Raw genomic sequence first — 23,246 nt, forward strand, 5'->3', positions numbered from 1 at the left:
TCTTCGTTCATAAGGAGCCAATCAAAACGCAGTAATTTTCTCGAAAACAGCGTTAAAGCTCATTGATTAAGGATTATGAAAAAGACACTCTTAATACTTTCCGGTATATTTCTATTTTTAATTGCAGCAGCAGCATCAATCCCTTTTCTATTTAAGGATAAAATTGCTGCACGAATTGACCAAGAAATTGCCCAATCTGTGAATGCACAGGTTATTTACGACTTAGATAATATCAGTTTAAGCATTTTTAGAAATTTCCCGGATATCTCGGCAACAGTTAAGGATTTTGGAATAGTTGGAAATGCTCCTTTTCAAGCAGACACCTTGGCTAGTCTGGATGAATTACAGATTGATTTTAATCTGAAATCAATACTTTTTGATGATTATCCAACTTTAACTGGCGTTCACCTCAATGGCGGAAGCCTTTATATTAAAGTACTGAAAGATGGCACTGCCAATTATGATATAACTTATCCATCTGAGGATACAACTGCTTCTGAAGAAAGCAACATGCGAATCGGAGTAGACCTTATCGAAATCAATGACTTGAACCTGGTCTATGATGATAGACAGCTAGATTATTTCATGGCACTTGGTGGCATTGATGCCAAAGGAAATGGAGAATTTACCGCTGATGTCTATGAGCTTCCCATTGAGTTAGAAGCGTTGATCGCCGATATAACTTACGAAGGGACAAGCTATCTAAGCAATAAAACTTTCTCCGGAGAGACACTTTTAAATATTGACATGGCCAATATGAAATTTACCTTCGGTGAAGGAGATTTCAGGTTGAACGATTTCCTTTTTGACCTTTCGGGATACATCGCCATGCCGGAAGACGATATTGAAATGGATCTGGCTATTGCAGGAAAAAACAATGAGTTCAAAAGCATTCTTTCACTAGTTCCCGGAATTTATTCAGAAAGCTTTTCGGACTTGGAGACATCCGGAACGATGGATTTTCAAGGTTCTATAAAGGGAATTTATAATGAAACCAAGTTTCCAAGCTTTGATATTGGATTGACTATCAAAGAGGGAATGTTCCAATATCCAGAACTTCCAAGACCTGTGAAAAATGTCAATCTCAACATGCAGGTAAAAAACGAGACAGACAACTTAGACAATACCTCCATTTCAATTCCAGCATTCAATTTAGCTTTTGGAGATAATCCCATTTCAGGAAGATTTATGCTTTCTGACTTGATCAGTTATACGATCGATGCGGCTCTCAATGGAAAACTGAATCTTGAAGAGCTTACCTCCATTTTCCCAATTGAAGGGATGGCTTTAAAAGGAAATCTGGATGTCAATGCTATAGCAAAAGGAAGGTATGATTCGATTGCTGGAGTTATACCGACAATAGATGCGAAAATGGTTCTCGCCAATGGGTATGCAAAAAGCGCTGAATATCATGCTCCGATAGAAAATATAAATGTGCAGGCCCTAATTGAGAATAAGACCGGAAAAATGAATGATTTTTTGGTCAACCTCAGTCAGTTTGGTTTCGAATTAGAGGATGAAAAAATCCAGGGATTCATGAAGATTTCTGATTTTGAAGACCTTAACTGGGATGGGGAAGTCAAAGGTGGTGTAGATCTGAAAAAAATCCTGGCCATTTTCCCTATGGATGACATGACTATGGAGGGAAGAATCCAAGCAGATATTTTAACCAAAGGGTCTTATGCGGCAGTGGAAACTGGAAGATATCAGCAATTGGAAACCAAAGGAAAAATGGAGGTAGATAACTTTAAATATTCCTCCACTGATGTTCCTCAAGGGGTAGAAATTTCCAAAGCCATCGCAGAGTTCAGTCCGGCAAGCATCAATTTGACTCAATTTGATTCTAAACTTGGTCAAAGTCCTGTTCAGGCAAAAGGCTCTTTGACTAATTATATGGACTATTTCCTAGGAGAAAATGGAACCTTAAAAGGTCAATTGATCCTGAATAGTCCCAAGTTTAATGTCAATGAATGGATGACGGAAGATGCTACCACTGACACGGTCAATACAGAAATGACTGTTATCGAACTTCCGGAAAACATCGATTTTAACATGTCAGTTGCTGCAAACGAAGTGATTTATGACAATATGAATCTGAGAGAGGTAAAGGGGAATATGACCTTGAGAAATGGAGTCTTGAATTTTAATGATGCCTCCATGAAAACATTGGGCGGAAACATTGGACTTCAAGGAACCTATGATCCTAGAGATGTCTCAGCACCGAAATTTAACTTCAGTTTGGATATTGCTGATTTAAGTATTGCTGAAGCTTTTAAAACATTTAATACTGTAAAAGCTTTTGCTCCGATTGCACAAAATTTGACTGGAAAATTCAATTCAAATTTGAGTTTCTCTGGTAATCTTGGACAGGACATGATGCCTCTATTGGCAAGTCTAGATGGTTCTGGGCTTTTAAAAATCGCAGAAACTGCTTTGAGAGATAGCAAAATTTTGGAAGGAATTACTACGCTTACCAAGCTGAAGGATGCAAATACCCTATCCCTTAAAAACATCAGCATCCCGATATCAATCGAAAATGGAGTGATGGACGTGAAACCATTTGATGTGAAACTTTGGGACTATGAAGCAAATGTTCAGGGTTCTGCAGGATTTGATGGATCGATCAATTATTTAGTCAACATGCAGATACCAGCTGGAAAATTTGGAGCACAGGCAAATTCTCTGTTAGCGACTATTTCGGGAACGCAAGTGGATGAAAATACCACTATCCCGCTAGCGCTTAATTTATCAGGTACCTATAACTCTCCAAAAATCGCTTTAGCCGGTGGAAATAGTATTGAGACTTTATTGGCCAATGCGCTCAAAGCGCGGGTAAGTGGAGAATCTCAAGCCCTTCAGGCACAGGCAACTGAACAATTCAATGCTGCTCAGGATAGTATCAAAAAAGAAATGAAGCTAAAAGCGGAAGTTGTTCAGGACAGTGTCAAAAAGGTGATAGAATCCCAAACTAATGCGACGAAGGATAAAGCCGTTGAGGAAGCTAAAAAATTATTGAAAGGATTCCTTTCTGTCCCAAAAGAAACCAAACCGGATACCACGAAAACTAAAGAAAACTAGGAAGCCAAAAAAAGCCCTGAACCTTTCGGCCCAGGGCTTGGCTATTCCGGGTTTGTATCTTATTTCCTCATTGCGAAAGCTATTGAGGGAGTGATTCAAACGTGGTTATTTAATTTTTAAACTCTATTTCATTGATGGATACCAGAATATCTTCTGATTTCGCATCTGAATTTTTAAATATAAAATAAATATCATGTCTTCCATTCACTTCAGAGATCTTGGCAAAAGGTTTTGCTGAATTTTGTCTCATCCATTCAAGTCTTGACATTCCTGCCGGTGGTCTAAACCCTCCAGCTGGCGCACTGGTTACTTTTTCGGTCTGACCAATTACAGTTCCAGTTGGCGAATCAATTCTAATTTCTACAGATGCACCTTTGGCATTATTTCTTGCACTGATTCCTAAATAGAGCATGATTTCCTTAACACCAGTCATATCGAGGTCTTTGAAACCAATGTAAGACTGATCACCCATCATGAAGAAATTAATACTCGGAGTAGTCAAAAGCTGAACTCCTTTTCTTACTTCAGAAAGCGTTGGATTAAGGAATGGATTTCTCAAGGCAACAAAATCTTCACCTGTTAGTGACTGAATATTTCCTGCGCCTTTGTCAGAATAGTAAGCTCTCAATAGATAACCTCCTTGACCATCTTCTCCTTCCGGAACTTCTGGACTTACTTTTCCTTCCAACGGAAGCGAAGTCACAGTTGGTTTTACCTCATTCATTGAGAAGATATAATCAATCATTCTCTTGGCATCAGCTTCGGAAAGTTGAGGGTGCGCACTCATCGCATGATCTCCCCATACGCCACTTCCACCATTGATAACTTTGCCTACCAGCATGCTTACATTTGCTGGAGTATTTGGATACTTTTTAGCAACATCTGCATAGCTAGGCCCAATAGAAGTAGAATCATACTGATGGCAGGATTTACAATCGCTGCTTTCAATCAGATTTCTTCCAATGTTCAAAACAGCCATGGATTCTGCTCCACTTTGCTTGGAAGCCATTTCAATCGGATCAAATCCTGCCGGAACATAATCAAATGTCACTGCAACTTCTTCACTTTTTATACTACCATCAGCAGTACTTCCATCTTCCTTATCGGAAACAAGAACTTTATAATCCAGCGATTTGTCACCAAAATAGAAGGTTTCATTTTTACCCATTAAGTCGATCGATACTTCCGGTTTTTCATTTCCAGCCACCAAATCCAAACTTGCAGAATTGCTCTCGCCTTTGGTGTCGGTAACCGTCAAGGTTGCCTTGTATGCCCCAGGGGTTTCAAATGTATAAGAAGCATTTTCACCCTGAAGATCCACTGTGGTTCCATTGTCAGAGGTTATTGCCCAAGTGTATGTTAATTTCCCTTGGTCGTAATCGTCAAAGTCATTTGTTCCGGCAGCTGTAAAGTTAGCCGTGAATGGAACCGCCCCAGTAAGTTTATCAGCGGCGGCATTGACATTTGGCTTTCTGTTTCCGGCATTGTATTCGATTTTAATCAATCTCGAATTCGAGTTTCCTCTAAACCAAGCACTTCCGTATTCCAGCACATACAAAGCTCCATCAGGACCAAAATCCATATCGATTGCAGAACTAAAAGTCTCCTCAGGAAGGAATCTTTCCATTGACTGATAATCTCCATTTTCATCCATGGACACAGCCATGATCCAGCCTCTCATAAAATCTACGATCAACCATTTTCCATCGTAATAGGCAGGAAAAACATAAGGAGCATCTTTTGAGAAATCAGCTTTTCTGAAAACCGGACCCCCAGTGGCACTTCTACCAGAGCTTCCTAGCATCGGGAAAATTTCAGATACTCCATAAGGATACCAGATAAATGCCGGTACAACTGGCGTTGGCAACTCTCTCAAACCTGTGTTGTTGACAGATTCATTTACAGGATTGTTTACATCGAATGGTTCACCATAGGTTTCTGTCGCCAAGTCATGTTTATTGTATGGATAATTATCCCCAATGAAATATGGCCATCCGAAAAATCCCGGACCTTTTGCCTGATTAAATTCGTCGTATCCCTTTGGTCCCCAAATACTATCAACCGAAGCATCCGGACCTACTTCACCCCAGTATAAATAGCCTGTTTTACTATCCAAAGACGGTCTCCAAGGGTTTCTGTGTCCCATGGTATAAATCTCAGGTCTGGTTTTCTCAGTGCCTTCTGGGAATAAATTTCCTTTAGGAATGGTATAAGTCCCGTCATCTTCCGGATGAATTCTTAGGATTTTTCCTCTCAAATCATTGGTGTTTCCAGGAGCTCTTTGATCATCCGAGTTTTCATGACCTGGTCTCTCATCGAGATTGGAAGATCCAGTACGTGGATTCACGGTGTTATTCCCAACTGTCAAATAAAGGTTCCCTTCTTGATCGAAAACCATTCCTCCACCTGTATGACAACATTCTTCTCTTTGAGTAGGCACGACGAGAAGGACTTTTTTAGTTTCTTCTTTTAAGGTGTTTCCATCCAGTTCAAAGCGGGCCAAAACATGTTGGGTATCCACAGGATCAGCATAATACAAATAGATCCAATGGTTTTTGGCAAAATCAGGATGGGCAATTACTCCCATCAAACCTTCTTCGGCTTCTCTTACCATGCCCTCTTTATTGGTGTATTTCGTATTGACAGGAATGGTAGCCACCAAAGTCATTTCACCTGTTTTCTCATCAAAAACTTTAACTCCACCTTTTCTTTCTACGATCAAAACCCTTTTGTCTGGAAGAAAGGTCATTTCCATAGGCTCGTCCATCCCTTCAGTCAGGACTACTTTGGTAAATCTATTTTCGTCTGGCTTGATCGTTGGATCATCAAATGGCTCTGACTTCTGGCAGGAGCTAAATGCCAAAACAGCCGCGATGAACAAAAAGGAAAATTTCCTTCTTGAGATTTCCATCAATTGATTCATAAGATTTGATTTTGGGTTTTTTGAGATAGGGATAATTTAATTTGTCAATCTGACAAAATAGAAAAAAACTACCTACAATAAATTCACTACACGGTATATTATTAGGATAAATGTACCTTTCCCATAAGTTTTTCAAAATGCTACTCCAACTTCACCAAATTTATTTCCTTCATAAAACCCACATGGTTTAGAACAATCACACCTTTTTCCATTTGGTCAAAGACGAATTTGATTGATTGGATCTGATAGGGGTCGAAATCAGGGTTTTTGGCTTTCATTTCAGCCAAGCCAAAAACAAACTTTTGAAAGACAATTTCAGAACTTCCATCTCCATCCAAAAAGTCAGTTTTAAGTGTATTGACCACAATCTGTCTTTGAAGTGCCGAAAACTCACTCAATAAAAAGGAGGCTTCTTTCCCTGAAGAATCAGAAATCACAATTCTTAAATCTATCGGCTTCTCTGGTTCTTTTTCAGATTCTTCCTCATCATCCTCTTCATCGATTTCCTCTTCTTCTTCTTCATTAGAACTTTCTGTATTGGTTTCTAGATTTTCTTCATTTTCATCAGAATTTACAGAATTTTCATTCTCTTTATTGGAAACCCATTTTCCACCTGATTTAGGATTCGAACTTTCTTTTGATTCAGCCATTTCAAAAACAAAAATCGAGGTAGAATCCAAGGTAATTTTGTCCAAATCTGGCAAAATAGAGTAGGAGGCCAGCAAAGAATCTGGAACAACCTCCTCAATTGGTTCCTCTTTCAAACTATCTTCCACTTCATAATTCCATCCAAGAAAAACCGCTCTGGTTCCTTTTTTCTGATAATTGAGCTTAACCTCTGACTCCCTCCAAACGCTCAAATTCTCTCCTGAAATATGGCCATCATTTTTGGCAGTAGTCACATCAAAATCTTCATTGAAATCAACCAGATATTTTGTGTTCGAATCCTCAAATTGATTCAAATAGATCGTTTCAGGTAGCCAGTCTTTTCCTGCCCGATGATCCAAAAACAGCGGTAAATAATCCTTTTTAGATTTTAAGGTTGTTTCCAAAAATGCACTTATATAAACCTTGGCGATTTCCTGCTGGGTTTTCTCATCCAGCTGTTGCTTTAAATTCAAAAGTCCTTTTAATGGATTTCCCGTGTCATTATCCCCCCAAGAGGTATTGAACTGGCCATGATTCGCGCCTTGGATATACAAACCGGTTTTAAAATGATAAGTGCTGTCCTCAAAAGTTACCCGCTCATATTGCATGGATCCCATAAATGAGGTCACATCTGCGTCCTGAGAACCATGAAAGGTGAAATAATCAATGTCCTTGAGCTTAGTTCGAGTCTGTCCAGGTTCATATTGCCCATCAACAGGAGCGATGGCAATGATGGATTGTATGTCAAAATGATAGCCCAATTTAATCGTCGCATCATCCGGATAATAATCCAATTCATTGAGCATTGCGGCATGGGCAACCGCCTCACCGCCTCTGGAATGGCCAATCAAAGCAATTTTGCTCATATCTACTTTTCCAGAGAATGGGTGATCTGAAGAAGCGTTCCAGTTATCCCAGACTTTCAGATGCTCTAAAAGAAGCCAGCCTCTTGCATCATTTTCTTTGCTCAAACCTCCGAAAATATCCGACCAAGATCCATTGATAAAGTTTTCATCCACGGATGCCAAAATCATTCCTCGCGAGGCCATTAACTCGCCTAAGTAATCATATCCAGGGTCCGAAAAATCCTGCATGGAATGATTCCCATGAACGACCAAAACTAGTGGAAAAGGACCAGTTCCTTCAGGATACCAAACCCGACCATTTATAGGCAAAGCTTTGGAATCAAAGCCCCAATATTTTTCTCTCCACCATCCACCAAATCCATCCCAATCATCCAAAAATGCGACTCCATTGACAGAGTCAGTCTTATAGGTCACTTCTGATCCAAACTCAGGCCGATGCTTATCTTTTCCACTTCCATATGTAAAAGTCTTCACGGAATAAGAACCTGGAGTAGCTGGGGACTCTCCGGCAATTTGAGGAATATCATGATCATGGTAATAGGCCGCATTTTCGATTTCATCCATTTCCAGACCTTTGAGAGAATAGTAATAAATGCCTGCACCAAGCCCAGCAATTCCAATCAAGCTACCCAAAATAAAAACCACCTTTTTAGGGGTGGTCAATCTCTTAAATCCCGTTTTTGAAAATGTAAACCATGCTGCACCAATGAAGGAAGGAATGAGTACAGCCGCCAAAATCAACTTATCATTTCCAAAAAAGATGGTTACAAAAAGTGGAATTGAAATCAGCAGAGCGATTTTATACCATTTTGGAGCTTTGAAAAGTAATTTGATCAACCAATTGACCAAAAATGCAGCCAAAACAAAGGCCAACATCATCAATAAGTTTAAAACCAAAAACCAAGGATCCCTGATACTGATCGCTCGAAGAATAGAAACAATCACCATCAAACCGATGCTGAATAATACTAATCCTATTGCAGCACCTTTGACAGAAGTATTCCCGGGGGTGATTAATCGAATTTTTGCCTTAACCCAAAGCCAGGCCTGTTTTAGTTTTCTTTTGATCAGATTCAATAGAGTGGTAGTTTTTGGAACTCAAAAAAGAACAATTACCTAATCTAATGAATATTTTAGATACTAAAGAAAGCCAATTCTCAGAATACTTTAAATATCAATTATTTGGCTTGAGGTTCAAATTTACCGTAGACAGCATCTCTAAAATTTTTGTGCAGACCTATTCCATCATATGGAAATAACTGAACAAAAAGTACAGCTGTCAATTCATTAACTGGGTCTACCCAGAAAAGTGTGCTGGCAGCTCCATCCCAGAAAAATTCTCCAATTACTCCATTCATTTCTTCCTGCGAAGCAGGTGGATCCGTGCGAACAGCAAAGTCAATCCCAAAACCCACACGACCTTTGCTCGGTAGCCATGATCTTTCTGTCACAGTATCGGGGAGATGATTGGTAGCCATCAGTTTCACTGTTTCTGGTTTTAGAATCGTGGTACCGTTTAATGTGCCTTCATTAACCAGCATTCTTGCAAAAGTCATGTAGTCGTCTAGTGTGGATGTCAAACCAAACCCTCCTGGAGTCAAAGGCCATTTTTTCAAGTTAAAAGCATGAGCAGAAGAATCCGGCATTTGAGTCAACTGTCCTTCACCTGTTCGCTGATAGGCCGCAGAGAATCTATCCAAGTCTTCTTCCTTTACGACATATCGGGTATCATTCATTTTTAGAGGACTCAAAACATGCTCCTGAACATAATCTGCATAAGGGATTCCAGAAATTCTTTCCACTAAAAATGCCTGCACATCTACAGATTGGCCGTATTCCCATTGCGTTCCTGGCTGAAACCATAGGGGAGTGCTGCCAATTTTTTCAGCCATAACGGTCAAGGTATTTTCATAACTTCTGGCATCTTTTTCCTTCATCACTTTACTAAGGCCAGGGATATTATCACGATTGGGAAACCCAGCCGTATGTCTGGTAATATCTCTGATGGTGACAGGTCTATCTGCATCCACCAAAATCATTTCTCCATTTTCATCCACCCCTTGATAAACCTTCATATTGGCAAATTCAGGAGCATATTTCTCCAATGGATCATCCAACTGGAATTTACCTTCCTCATAAAGTGTCATCAAAGAAGTCCCGGTAATCGGTTTGGTCATCGAATAAATCTGCACGATGGTGTTTCGATCCATCGGGATGTTCTTCTCTTTGTTAGCAAAGCCAAAAGCATTGAAATAGACTTCCTGATCTTTCTCAAAGATCAATGCTGAAATCCCAGCTACATTTCCGGAATTGACATAGGCTTGGAGCGTTGAGTCCAATCTGGACTTTGCTGCATCGTCAATAACAAAATCTACATTTTCTTCAACAGAAGCAGGGCTACAGGCAGTAAAAAAGGCAAAAGCAACTATAATAGGAAAATTGGAGCGTCTCATTTCTTTAGATTATTGGTTGACAATTTTATAGATTTTTCCATCAGCTTTCGTCAAAACATACACCTGACCGGTGCAATCCTGACCAAATTTTAGATCCACTCTTCCGTTTCCACAAACTTCCCTCAGGTTAGTTTCTTTCCCTTCAAAGCGAATTCCCAATTCTTGAATTTTTGGCTTTTCCTCATTCAAATCTGAAATAAATACTTTGCCTGAGGGCACATCTCCAAAGAGGAATTTTCCTTTAAATGGCCCTGAATTTGGGAAATATCCTGCAATGATTGCATTCCCCTCATCATGATCAAACTGGATAAGTGGGTAGGTAGCACCCAAAGAAGCATCATCCGATGGAAGAGGGTAGAGCGCACTCATATTCCCATAAGGATTGATGACAAAAGTTCCTTCACGTATCGGCCATCCATAAAATTTACCCGGCTCAATCAAGTTCAGTTCCTCCACATTATGATGGCCTATCTCGGAAGCCAAAAGTCGACCATTTGGATCCCAAAATACTCTGTTGGGATTTCGGAAACCATAGGCATAAACTTCTCCAAGTTTTCCAGGCTTCCCTGCAAAAGGATTCGAAGAAGGAATTCCATATTTGCCATTCTTGCTATTTGTTCCACTTGGATCTATTCGCAAAATACTACTCCAGATTTTACTTCCTTGATGATCCGCCAAAAATGCAAAACCGCTTTCTGCAGCTCCTCCATCCCCAATTCCTATGTATAGCAAGCCATAATCCTCATCTCCAGGTTTTGAATTAGGATTAAAAGCAAGTTCCTGAACACCATGGATCTGCGTGACCACATCGATACGCATCAATTCACGATTTGTACCTGAAAAAACTTCAGCTTCAGGGTTATCCGTTTTCCACTCGGTGATAACCCATTCCATCGTTACTTTGATGCTATCCGCATAGTCAAAATCCTTTTTCTTATCACCTGGCTTTTCGGTATGAGAAGTATACATCAATCCGTTCTTCGTAAATTCAGGATGAAACGCATAGCTTCCAAAACCTGTAGCCAAACCCGGTTTGGAGACGAAATCTGGGAAATACGATTTCAGGTTAAAAAACTCGTGCGGCTGTGCATCTCTGATTTCATACATGATGCCATGCTGATCCTGAACGAATAATCTCCCTGAAACAGGTTCACATTCCATTTTTGTAATTTTCGCCAATGGGGATTTTTCATCCGAAGGAGGAACTTGGGCAAAATATTCCAATTCCAAAGACATTCCTGAAGAGGGAATTGTATCAGGAATCGGATCTTCCAAAGCATCCAAATCCGATGCTTCAGCAACTGGAATACGTTCGTAGGTATGCAAATAGCTGAGAAGATCATTAAGATTTTCCTCAGAAAGTGTAGGAAAAGCAGGCATGTAAACCTTGTAATCCGCATACAGTTGTTTAGCTCTTTCATCTCCACCATCGATTTTCTCTTGTGGGTTTTTGATAAAAGACTTTATCCAATCTGAATCAACTTGTCTGCTCAATCCACTCAAATTAGGTCCAATGGCACTCTGATTGAAGTTATGACAAGTCGAACAATTCTGTTCAAAAAGGACTTTACCTGCATCGATTTGCTCTACGTCAGTACTTATATCAGAACCGATTTCTTTGAGTTCATCCGAAGTACAGGAGAAAGCAAATAGTAAAGAACCAGCTGCAAAAAGGTATTTTAGGTTTTTCATCGCTACTAATTTGGTGCTTTTTGATGAAACCCGAAATAATTATTGTTTTTATGGGTAAAAATGAAATAAAAAACCTCTGATGCAATGCACCAGAGGTTTCTCCTCTAATCCCTGTTTAGTTAAAATGGGTATTTCCCTTGCTCGATCATGTAATCGGCAATTTGTCTTCTTAGCTGCTTGGTATTGACTGGGTCGGCTTTGGTAAATCGCTTCAGCCCCATTAGCATCACTTTTTGTTCATCTCCTTTTGTGAAACTTGCAATAGCCTCTTTGCCTGCAGCATTGATTTTATCAACCGCTTCTGCTAAGTAGACCTGGCTCATTGCTATCTGATTTGCGGCAGCAGCTTCACCTTTCAAACTTACCAATTTTTCAGTTCTCAAAATGGCAGATTCTGCGGCATATATCTCAATCATCACATCCGCAAGATTCATCATGATTTCTTGCTCGTCTTCAATTTTATCCTGAAGTGCCATTGCTGCTTTGCCTCCAACCATCAAAAACACTTTTTTCAGTTTCTTCAAAACATCTTTTTCTGCGGCAAAAAGGACAGAAGTATCGATGGATTCAAATGATGGTACAGAAGTCAGTTCTGCAGAAACTGCCATTGCAGGTTCAAACAAATTCACTTCACCTTTCATCGCTCTTTTCAAAAGCATACCGATCATCAGCATTCGGTTGATTTCGTTAGTTCCTTCGTAGATTCTTGCGATTCGAGCATCACGATAGGCTCTTTCCATCGGTGCTTCAGCTGAATATCCCATTCCTCCATACACCTGAACGCCCTGATCCACAACATAATCCAAAACTTCGGAACCGTGGATTTTAGCAATGGCACATTCCATTGCAAAAGCTTCAACTCCCTTTAGTTTGGCTTCGTTTTCTTCCATTCCATCAGCCACAAAAGAATTGATTTGCTCTTCGATATCCTGGCCAGCTCTGTAGCAAAGCGATTCAGATACATAGGTTCTGATGGCCATTTCGGCCAACTTCGCCTTTATTGCTCCAAAGGTATTGATGCTTACTCCGAACTGTTTTCTTTCAGTGGAATATTTAACGGCATTTGAAGTTACTGTTCTAACACCTCCCAAAATTCCAGAACCCAATTTGATACGCCCAATATTCAGAATATTGACTGCTATCTTGAATCCATTTTGTCTATCGGAAAGCATATTTTCCACAGGCACTTTGCAATCATTGAAGAATACCTGACGAGTAGATGATCCCTTAATTCCCATCTTCTTTTCCTCTTCATTCATCGTGATTCCACCAAAGGTCTTCTCTACGATAAAAGCAGTGAGGTTTTTATCATCTTCAATTTTGGCAAAGACAATAAAAAGATCGGCAAATCCTGCATTGGAAATCCACATTTTCTGCCCATTGATCAAGTAGTGTTTTCCATCTTCTGTCAATTCAGCTTTGGTTTTACCACTATTTGCATCCGAGCCTGCATCCGGTTCAGTCAAGCAATAACATGCTGCCCATTCTCCAGTAGCTAGTTTTGGAAGGTATTTTTTCTTTTGCTCTTCCGAGCCATAATATAAAATCGGAAGTGTTCCGATTCCGGTATGAGCACCATAGGTAGTAGAAAATGAGCCTGCAGCTCCGATGATATCCGCGATCAACATCGAAGTGTTAAAACTCATTCCCATTCCTCCATATTCCTCAGGAACCGAAATTCCAAGGAGTCCTAATTCTCCTGCTTTTTTGAAAATGGAAGGAACCAAGTCGGGATTTTTCATACTATCAATCTCCTCGATATTAGGAGTGATTTCTGTATCAATAAAGTCCTGACAAGCCTGAGCCATCATCTTTTGCTCTTCGGTAAATTCCTCAGGAATAAAAATCTCCTGGGCATCAGTTTCTCTGATCAGGAACTCTCCGCCTTTGATTGATTTTGTGATCGTTGCCATATGGGTGAAATTTTACTTTTTAATTTTGTCCTTCTAATTGCACTTATTTTAACAATTCATAGACTCCAGCTACTCCTTGACCACCACCCACACAGGCAGTAACAAGACCATATTTTTTATTTTGTCTTCTGAGCTCGTTAAACATTTGAACTGAAAGTTTTGCGCCAGTACATCCCAGTGGATGTCCCAAAGCAACAGCTCCACCATTGACATTGACGATGTCAGGATTCATGTCTAGTGACTTGATAACAGCCAATCCTTGGGCGGCAAAAGCCTCGTTCAATTCAATCAAATCAATGTCATTCAAAGTCAAACCCGCTTGTTTCAATGCTTTTGGAACAGCTTCTTTTGGTCCGATTCCCATAATTCTTGGGTCAACACCTGCGACACTGTAAGACATCAGTCGGGCTACTGGCTCGAGATTCAAGCTTTTCATAAATCGCTCTGACATCACGACAACAAATGCAGCTCCATCTGATGTTTGAGAAGAGTTTCCAGCTGTCACTTGTCCACCGTTTTTAAAAGCCGGTTTTAGGCCTGCCAAAACTTCCATGGTTGTTCCAGCTCTTGGGCCTTCATCCGTATCGACAACATACTTTCTAGTTTTCTTTTTCCCTTTCTCATCCAGGTAAGTTTCTTCCACCTCTACAGGAACAATCTCATCTTTAAATTTTCCGGCTTTAATTGCTGCCAGAGCTTTTTCATGAGATTTCACAGAAAAAGCATCAGCTTCTTCTCTGGTGATGCTGTATTCTTTTGCCAGTTCCTCAGCAGTCAATCCCATACTGATGTAATAGGATGGATGCTCAGTAGCAATTTTATAATTCAATACAGTTTTATATCCCATCATTGGCACCAAAGACATGCTTTCTGTACCTCCGGCGATGATGCAATCAGCCATTCCTGCTTTGATTTTTCCTACTGCAAGGGCTATTGCTTCTAATCCTGATCCGCAATATCTATTAATGATAAATCCAGGATTTTCTATCCCTAATGCCAACAGGGAAATCATCCGTCCCATTTGCATTCCCTGTTCGGCTTCTGGCACAGCATTTCCTACAATCAAATCGTCCACATGCTTGGTTTCCAGTCCAGGTGTATTCGCTATCAAATGTTTGATTACATCTGATGCCAGATCATCAGGTCTATAAAATCTAAATCCACCTTTTTTGGCTTTTCCTACTGCTGATCTATATCCGTTTACTATATATGCTTCCATTTTCTTATCTATATTGAATTAATTGTATTTGATTTTTGGTATCAAGTAAAAAGAATCAAGTATCAAGATTTTGCTTCAATTGATGATTTAAGCCCCATGATCATTCGCTGAACTTCACCAAGTTCTTTTTCCATTTCTTCCGATTTTCCTGAATCAAGGATTCCTATTCGTTCAGAAATAATCAATTGGGTTTCCAACTCAAAACTTTCTCCTAAGCTTATTTCTAAAGAGTTTATGAATGATTTTCCAGAAGTTTTTGCACAACCTTCTGCTATGTTTGAAGGAATGGATACACCAGCTTTCCTCATTTGAGAAATAAGACCAAATTTTTCTTCAATTGGGTAATCCTTAGTCACGGGGTATATTTTGACTGCAAAATCAACTGATTTCTGCCAAACTTTAAGCTCTTTGAAATTGTGCATAATTTGTATGGTTATCTACCTCTAAAGTCTTGGTTCTTGATACTTAAATCTAGATTCTTCAATCTTAGTTTCTCAAAGGTTTTCCTTTAAATAGAATGCTGTGAATTCTTTCCAGCGTCTTCTTTTCTCCGGTCAAACTCAAGAAAGCTTCCCGTTCCAAATCCAATAAATACCTCTCTGATACTTCTGTAGGGGAGGATAAATCACCACCAGACATTACCCAAGCTAGCTTTCTTGCGATTTTTGCATCATGGTCTGAAATATATGCTCCGTACTGCATTCCAGTAATCCCAGCGTCAAACAATGCCAGAGAAGTCTTACCCAGAACTTTAATATTTGTCTGCTCAATAGGCTGAGTATAACCCTCATCAAATAGAGAAATTACTTTGGCTTTTGCATCCGCCAGCTGACGTTTACGATTCAAGGTAATTCCGTCACTTTTTCTCAAATAACCCAAATTCTTAGCTTCCTGAGCGGAAGTAGAAACTTTGGCCATAGCGATATTCATAAAATACTCCTGCAACTGATTCAATTCCACATCACCATTGATCAGACTGTTGGAAAATCTTAACGTCATTTCCTTAGTTCCTCCTCCGGCTGGAATCAATCCGACTCCCACTTCAACTAATCCCATGTATAATTCAGCATGAGCTTGTACATGGTCAGAATGAAGAGAAAGTTCGCATCCACCACCCAAAGCCATATTGTGCGGAGCTACCACAACAGGTACAGAAGAAAATCTAGCTCTCAACATGGTATTTTGGAACTGGGCAATCATCAGATTGATTTCATCAAAATCCTGATCGCCGGCAAACATGAATAACATCGCCAGATTGGCTCCTGCAGAGAAATTGGCTCCTTCGTTTCCTATTACCAATCCCTTGTAGGATTTTTCTGCCATTCCTATTGCCGTATTGATTCCTTCGATGACTTCAGATCCCATGGAATTCATCTTGGTATGAAATTCCAATCCGATCACATCGTCTCCCATATCAAAAATGGAGGATCCAGCATTTCCCCAGACTTTTTTCCCTGCAGATTTAAGCGTATCCAAAATGATGAAATCTTCTATTCCAGGAATCTCCAGATAAGATTTACTTGGGATATCGTAATAATGCTTTTTGCCATCTATGACTTTATAAAAAGATTCATTTCCGCTTTCTAGCATTTCATAAACCCATGCAGCTGGTTTTTCGCCAGCAGCTTCCATTTTTTCGACGGTTTCTTTGACTCCTAAAATGTCCCAGTTTTCAAATGGTCCATATTCCCAGCCGAAACCTGCACTTACAGCCTGATCTATTCGATAAAGTTCATCGGAGATTTCTGGGATTCTGTTTGAGCAGTATCGGAACAAATCGTAAAATGTAGTTCGGTAGAATTCACCGGCACGATCGTCGAAATTGACAAGGAACTTGATACGTTCTTTTAAATTCTCAATTCCTTTTGATGCCTCTAAAGCCTTAAAACTCGGTTTCTCTACATCCTTGTATTCAAAAGTGTTGAAATCAATTTCTTTCAGTTCTTTTCTCCCATCCTTGTGTCGGATCATTTTGAAATAACCCTGTCCTGTTTTATCTCCAAACCATTTATTGTTGTATAAAACCTCAACGATTTTTGGAAGCTTAAACTTTTCTCTGGATTCATCCTGAGGCAAAGCTTTGTAAAGGTTATTAGCCACATTGACAGTGGTGTCCAAACCAACCACATCCATCGTTCTAAACGTCGCTGATTTCGCTCTACCGATGATGGTACCCGTCAGTTTATCCACTTCAGAAACTCCCATTCCCATCTTTTCGATTGCATGCATAGCTGAAATAATGGCATATACACCAATTCTATTGGCAATGAAAGCGGGTGTATCTTTACACAATACTGTTTCTTTCCCTAAAAATTTATCTCCATAATCCATAAGGAAATCGATGATTTCAGGATTGGTTTTAGGTCCTGGAATGATCTCCAATAATCTCAAATACCTTGGAGGATTGAAAAAGTGTGTACCGGCAAAGTTCTCCTGAAAATCCTCAGATCTGCCTTCGCACATCATGTGCATCGGGATTCCTGAAGTATTGGAAGTGATCAAAGTACCGGGCTTTCTATATTTTTCTACCTTTTCGAAAAGTGACTGTTTGATATCCAATCTCTCCACGACTACTTCCATCACCCAATCGTAATCTTTGATTTTGGGAAGATCATCATCAAAATTTCCAGTAGTTATTCTTGAGGCAAATTCCTTATCATAAATCGGAGAAGGATTCGCTTTCAAGGTGCTTTGCAAAGCTGTAGTAACTATTCTGTTTCTGACTGCTGGATGTTCTTTAGTTAATCCTTTTTTTTGTTCCTCCTCAGTCAATTCGAAAGGAACAATATCCAGTAAAAGTACTTGCACACCGATGTTCGCAAAATGACAGGCAATTCGGGATCCCATCACTCCTGAACCTAAAATGGCGACATTTTTTATGGCTCTTTTCATTTTTTTGGGTTTTTCGGTAGTTATAGGCTTTCGCCAATGATTGGTTTATAGTTCAAATATGATTTTGTTTATCTCATCCGATCCTTCGGACTGGACCTGGTCTATGACCAACTGTATTTTTTCAAAAACTTTAAAGAAATTCTGAAGCTCAGATTCTGTTACGACTTCTCTTATTTGCTCATTGAATTCACGAATGGTTTTGACAGATATTTCCTTTTTTCTTTTTCCTTCCTCTGTCAAAAATATTCTAACGGATCTTTTGTCTACTAAATCGGGTTTTTTGAAAATCAACCCTTTTTCCTCCATATTTTTTAACATTCGGGTTAGGCTTCTTGTCTCCAAACCCATCATAGGAGCAATCTTCGTCGCAGGAGTACCTTCTTTGGAATTGATGTTAATCAGTACAAATCCGATCGCAGTAGTGAAACCTTCTCCCGCAGCCTGTTGATTGTACATTCTGGAAATCGCATGCCAGGCACTTTTAATATGGTAATCAACTGTTTCTTCTCGCTTCATACTTTAGAGTTTTCCAATGATCTATGGAATTCTAATGTAGCGAAAATTATGTATGCATGCATACTAAATCAATAAAAAAGTTATGCATGCATCACAAATATTTAACTGTAAATCTTAATAATCCAATAATAAAAATCTGATTATTGACTGATTTTAAGGATTATCAGAATAAAAATTAATATTTAATCTCATTTCCAAATCATGTTTGGGAAAATTTCAGAATACAAAAAGTAGTTTTGTTTTGATGTTTTTGATCTGGATCAATTCCTTTTACGAACTGTAAATAGCATCGATATCTTTTTGATACTTAGAGAGAATGATTTTTCGTTTCAATTTCATCGTGGGTGTCAATTCCCCAGATTCAATTCCCCAAGGTTCGGGAAGTAATTTGAATCTTTTGATTGTCTCCCATTTTGCAAAATATTTGTTCATGTCCTCCAGGACTCTTTCATACTTTGCAATCACTTCTGGCTTCAGAATCATCTCAGACATTTCCGTAAAAGGAAATCCTTTGTGTCTGCAATATTCTTTTAAACCATCTTCGGAAGGAATAATTAAGGCTACTACATAATTTCTATTTTCGCCAATTACCATTACTTGATCTATCAAACTGGATTCTTTGATTTTATTTTCGATGACCTGAGGGGCTACATACTTGCCTCCAGAGGTTTTGAACATTTCTTTTTTTCGATCCGTGATTTTTAGATATTCTCCGTCCAGCTCTCCAATATCTCCCGTATGGAACCATCCATTTTTAAGTACCTCTGCCGTGACATCAGGTTGCTTGTAGTATCCTAGCATCACATTGGGTCCTTTCACCAGAATCTCACCGTCTGAAGCTATTTGAACTTCCACGTCTTTTAATAATTTTCCTACATATCCAATTCGGATCTCCTTGTGATTACAAATAGATGCCGAAACAACAGGTGAAGTTTCTGTAAGACCATATCCTTCACATACTTTGATTCCTGCCGCCCAAAATACTCTCGCTAGTCTCGGTTGAAGAGCGGAAGCACCACAATTAATCTGAACAATCTCACCACCCAAAGCCTCTCTCCATTTACTGAAAATCAACTTATTTGCCATTTTCAATTGCCAATTATACCAAGCACCTTGGTCTTCAGATGGATTGTATTCATGTCCTAACTTTAAGGCCCAAAAGAAAAGTGATCTTTTGATCCCTTTTAATTCATATCCCTTAGAAACAATTTTATCATAAATTTTCTCCAAGAGCCTAGGTACCGTATTAAAACCTTGAGGTTTAATTTCTCTCAAATTATCACCTATTAGCTCGAGATTCTCAGCATAATAAATAGAAATTCCCATTTTGAGATGGCAAAATGATGCGGTCCTTTCAAAAATATGACACAGCGGTAAGAAGCTTAACACTTTATCTTTCCCTCTTTCTAAAGTAAGAATTTCAGAAACTGACATCACATTGCTTAGTACATTTTTATGAGAAAGCATGACACCTTTAGGCCTACCAGTAGTTCCAGAAGTATAAATAATCGTGAATAAGTCATCTGTTTCCACGGAGGCTTTCGAATCTTCTAAAATCTGTAAGTCTCCATTCTCCCCAGATTTCATAAAATCTTTCCAGAAGTCTACTCCATCAAGCTGATGAAAACTGAAAACTTTCAGTTCAGGATTAGCAGCTTTTACCTTCTCAAGAATTTCCTGATCCCCAACAAAGACCATTTTGACTTCTGCATGCTCAAAAATATATCGGTAATCCTCAGTAGTAATTGTAGGATACATGGGAACTGAAATAGCTCCGATTTGCTGCAGAGCTAGATCCACAAAATTCCATTCTGGTCTATTATTTGAAATAATGGCAACTTTATCGCCTTTTGAAATCCCAGAATTCAAAAAAGCTAAACTGAGATTTTCTGTTATTTCTTTTAAATCCCTTGAAGAGTAGGTTTGCCAAGAATTATTTTCTTTAAAAGCCAATGAGACATTTTTATCGTATTGGCTGATTTGATAAGGGATAAGATCAAATAATCTGTCTGGGGTCATTTTCTGATTTTTGGGTTATCAGAAATAAGTTAATCAAAAAATAGGGTTTTCTTAAACCTATCCACATTGTCCACCTGCTAATAGTTATTATATATTATTTAAATAAAGAAAACTATTACAGTTATTAGGACTGTGGATTTGTGGACAAAGTATGTTTTCAAGGTTCTCCACTTTTATCGGTAAGATATCCTGAGTTTATCCATTGAGTTATACCATGCTTTTCCACATGTAACTTATTGAAGTTCTGGTCTATGTATTTTTATCCACCAATTTGGTGTTTTTATCTGTTTATTAGCCGTGGGTAAATACACTGTGGATTATTTGATTGATCTCTGTGGACAGTTTTGTACTTATCCCCAAGTTGATTCAACTTGACTTCTTCACAATTTGAGAATGGGGATAAACCTATTTTTGTCCTGATTTTATCGACAATTTTCCACAGGTTATCCCGACTTATCAACATGGCCTTTTTCTAGTTCAAACCTGTTTTTGGAGGAGCAATAATGGTTAAACCATCCACTGTCCAGCCGGCTTTTAAAACGATATCCTGTGATTTTGTTTCCTGATCTTCGAAGTAAAATACTCTTTCTGCATACCTCTTCTCTGGATAATTGGAAGGATCCCATCGATGATTTCCATTTAGATCTTCTATGACGCGGATTTTATAGGCAGCTGGATCGATAAGAGTGAAACTAAATTGATTTCCCTCTTCTATGAAAATTTCTTTAGCGATTTGGGATTTAGTATCAATCAATTGCACAATAAATGGTGCAACTGCTCCATTGATTTGGCCTGATAGGCCATCAGCAAGTGTTTCACGTTTCAATTTCCGATAGTTAGCAGATAATACAGCTTCATTGAACTGGCCTTCTATGTCTATAAAAGTGGAATCTGCGGCTTTGATGGTAAAGATCTCAGTGGGGATAGAATCTGGGATAGAAAGCTGAATTTTTAATCTGTCCCTTTTCGAAGAATCTTCCATTGAGATCATTGGAGCTTGGATCGGGATAATTGAAGCTGTATCATAAGCGATGTAAAGCGAATCATAATTTATCTCATCAATTGGCTTATTGAAGCTCAGCTCAATCAAAAGATCCTGATAAAAGCTTTTACCTGAGTTTGCTGTAAAAGTTAATTTTTCTGCTCGTCTTTCTGATTCCTCGAACTTGGCATAAACAGCTGTGTCCACTTTAAACCCTAGAGAATCTTGAAGTTTTACGTCAATTTTTAAGCTATCTGGAATTGTTGATTTTGAATAAAGCCTGATTTTCTTGTCTGAATAATTATAAAAAATGCTTCTTCCTATTTCCTCATTTTCCAAGTTGATCTCAATTGGATCTTTGTTTACCACAATGTCATAATTGCTTCCTGATGGTGATGATCTAGTCAGTTTTATAGGTGTTTGATCTCCTTTGGAAATATTAAACACTGCTCCTGTAAGGTTTTGGTCTATCGTAAGAGTGTCAAGAATGAAATCATAGGATTCGCTTTTAAATTCAGCTTTTAAGTTGTTATTCGCGTCATTCCAGGCATATGCACGGTATTGGCCGGCTTTAATGTTACTAATATTGAAATTTCCTAAAGAGTCAGCTTGACTGAGATAATAAGGCTGAGCTGTAAAGACATCTGTTGTGTCTAGTGATTCATAAAGACCGATTATTACGTTTTCGTAATCAAAACCTCTCTCTGGAAAGTAATTGTTTACTTTTCCGGAGAAATTTAAGCTGTCAATTGTTTCTCCTGTGGAAAAAACCAATTTTAAATTTTCCGTAGGGTTTGATTCTGCTAAATCCTGAACAGTTTTTTGGAAGTTGAAGACGTAGGTAGTGTTTTCTTCAAGCTCCTGATTTAATTCTATTTTGACCGTATTCTTTACAGAAGTGATAACCAGTTCATCTTTATTCACCTTTGGAGTGATGATGATATTTTTATTGGGATTATCCAGTTTGATATATTCATCAAAAGTGATGTAGATTTCCTCAGGGTTTTGGTTTAAGCTTTGGTCAACTGGAAACATTTCAAGAACCACCGGAGGATCTTCATCTCTTGGACCTCCCATGGGAGTACTTTGCTTGGCGCAGGAATAAAGTAAAAATGCCAGTAGAAAGCTTGCTATATAAAATGCGTATTTCACTTCTTCTTGAATATATAGAGATTACTTGAATATTGTCCCGTTAAAGGTTTAGCCGATTTATTTGACTCCCATCCTGATTTAATCGCCTTCACATAATTCAAAAGTTTGTTTTGTTTTGGGTTCTTGTATCCTTCAGAAAGTAAGGAAACGTAATAGCTATCAAATGGCATTGAATTTACCTTAACTAGTTCTAAATCATATAGTTGTTCAAAATTTTTAAGAGAAGTTTGGTTAAAGTGATATAGATGTCTTGGTACATCCCATCCTGCCCAATCATTCCCATACTTTTTTGCATCATAACTTTCCGGATTTGGAACAGCAATTAGTATATAACTATCTGATTTTAAGTGTTTTATAATACGTTTTACCGTTTTTCTTAAAGAATGAATGTGTTCTAATACATGGAATAAACTGATGACATCATACTTCTTCTTTTCATCTAATAATTCAATATTCTCAATGACTTTTCCATCTAATAGTTGATTGGCCTGATTTCTTGCTTTTGGTGTTGGCTCTATTCCTTTAACGTTCCAACCTGAAAGTTTTGCAGCATGCAGAAACTCACCGGTCCCGCAACCATAATCAAGGATTTTACCTGGTTCTTTAAGGCTTGAAATTAATTTGACTTTTTCTGTAACTGCGTAATCTCTGACCTTATTGTATACGATTTGGGTAATGCTCTTATTATTTTTCTCGTGGGAGTAATATTCAGGAAAATCGTAATAAGGCCCAATCTTTTCTTCTTTTGGTCTGGGGTTGGTGAAAAGTAATGAGCAGTTTTGACATTTACATATTATAAATGTCTCCTTGCTTACTGCATGATCCTTTATCTCTGTGTAATTAAGAAAAAGCCCACTTTTGCAGAGTGGGCATTTATTGAGTCTTTCGGCCAT

The 23,246-nt window shown here is 38.7% G+C and carries 13 protein-coding genes; 1 reads left to right on the forward strand and 12 read right to left on the reverse strand.

Annotated features, from left to right (window positions below):
- The first annotated feature begins 75 nt into the window (after positions 1-75).
- Entirely contained in the window at positions 76-3,078 is a 3,003-nt protein-coding gene (locus tag FHS59_RS10415; RefSeq protein WP_184495081.1) for an AsmA-like C-terminal region-containing protein, read from the forward strand.
- 109 nt (positions 3,079-3,187) lie between these two features.
- On the opposite strand, the gene FHS59_RS10420 is transcribed toward FHS59_RS10415, so the two are convergent.
- From FHS59_RS10420 to FHS59_RS10475, 12 genes are all read right to left on the reverse strand, one after another.
- Positions 3,188-6,001: a PQQ-dependent sugar dehydrogenase gene (locus tag FHS59_RS10420; protein ID WP_246388396.1), complete on the reverse strand. Its 2,814-nt coding sequence runs from the start codon at positions 5,999-6,001 to the stop codon at positions 3,188-3,190.
- A 140-nt stretch (positions 6,002-6,141) separates the two neighbouring features.
- Entirely contained in the window at positions 6,142-8,592 is a 2,451-nt protein-coding gene (locus FHS59_RS10425; RefSeq protein WP_184495082.1) for a poly(ethylene terephthalate) hydrolase family protein, read from the reverse strand.
- Between the two features lie 101 nt (positions 8,593-8,693).
- Positions 8,694-9,968, reverse strand: coding sequence for a serine hydrolase domain-containing protein (locus tag FHS59_RS10430; RefSeq protein WP_184495083.1), 1,275 nt, complete (start codon positions 9,966-9,968; stop codon positions 8,694-8,696).
- A 9-nt stretch (positions 9,969-9,977) separates the two neighbouring features.
- Complete coding sequence (locus FHS59_RS10435; protein WP_184495084.1) at positions 9,978-11,660, reverse strand: PQQ-dependent sugar dehydrogenase; 1,683 nt, start codon at positions 11,658-11,660, stop codon at positions 9,978-9,980.
- A gap of 119 nt (positions 11,661-11,779) precedes the next feature.
- The gene (locus FHS59_RS10440; RefSeq protein WP_184495085.1) at positions 11,780-13,573 is read right to left on the reverse strand and encodes an acyl-CoA dehydrogenase family protein; all 1,794 of its coding nucleotides are present in this window, start codon (positions 13,571-13,573) and stop codon (positions 11,780-11,782) included.
- Between the two features lie 43 nt (positions 13,574-13,616).
- Positions 13,617-14,792 carry a thiolase family protein gene (locus tag FHS59_RS10445; protein ID WP_184495086.1) on the reverse strand — a complete coding sequence of 392 codons (1,176 nt, stop codon included), beginning with the start codon at positions 14,790-14,792 and terminating at the stop codon, positions 13,617-13,619.
- A gap of 62 nt (positions 14,793-14,854) precedes the next feature.
- Positions 14,855-15,214 carry a four helix bundle protein gene (locus FHS59_RS10450; RefSeq protein ID WP_184495087.1) on the reverse strand — a complete coding sequence of 120 codons (360 nt, stop codon included), beginning with the start codon at positions 15,212-15,214 and terminating at the stop codon, positions 14,855-14,857.
- A 64-nt stretch (positions 15,215-15,278) separates the two neighbouring features.
- A complete protein-coding gene (locus tag FHS59_RS10455) occupies positions 15,279-17,684 on the reverse strand; it encodes a 3-hydroxyacyl-CoA dehydrogenase/enoyl-CoA hydratase family protein (RefSeq protein ID WP_184495088.1) in 2,406 nt (801 codons plus the stop codon).
- A 45-nt stretch (positions 17,685-17,729) separates the two neighbouring features.
- Entirely contained in the window at positions 17,730-18,200 is a 471-nt protein-coding gene (locus tag FHS59_RS10460; RefSeq protein WP_184495089.1) for a MarR family winged helix-turn-helix transcriptional regulator, read from the reverse strand.
- Positions 18,201-18,470: 270 nt separating this feature from the next.
- Complete coding sequence (locus FHS59_RS10465) at positions 18,471-20,219, reverse strand: AMP-dependent synthetase/ligase (protein ID WP_184495090.1); 1,749 nt, start codon at positions 20,217-20,219, stop codon at positions 18,471-18,473.
- Positions 20,220-20,691: 472 nt separating this feature from the next.
- The gene (locus FHS59_RS10470) at positions 20,692-22,353 is read right to left on the reverse strand and encodes an Ig-like domain-containing domain (RefSeq protein WP_184495091.1); all 1,662 of its coding nucleotides are present in this window, start codon (positions 22,351-22,353) and stop codon (positions 20,692-20,694) included.
- Positions 22,350-23,246, reverse strand: a complete 897-nt coding sequence (locus tag FHS59_RS10475) for a class I SAM-dependent methyltransferase (RefSeq protein WP_184495092.1) — start codon at positions 23,244-23,246, stop codon at positions 22,350-22,352. Before FHS59_RS10475 ends, FHS59_RS10470 begins: the two co-directional genes overlap by 4 nt.

It is taken from the genome of Algoriphagus iocasae, assembly GCF_014206875.1.
Lineage (GTDB): Bacteria > Bacteroidota > Bacteroidia > Cytophagales > Cyclobacteriaceae > Algoriphagus > Algoriphagus iocasae.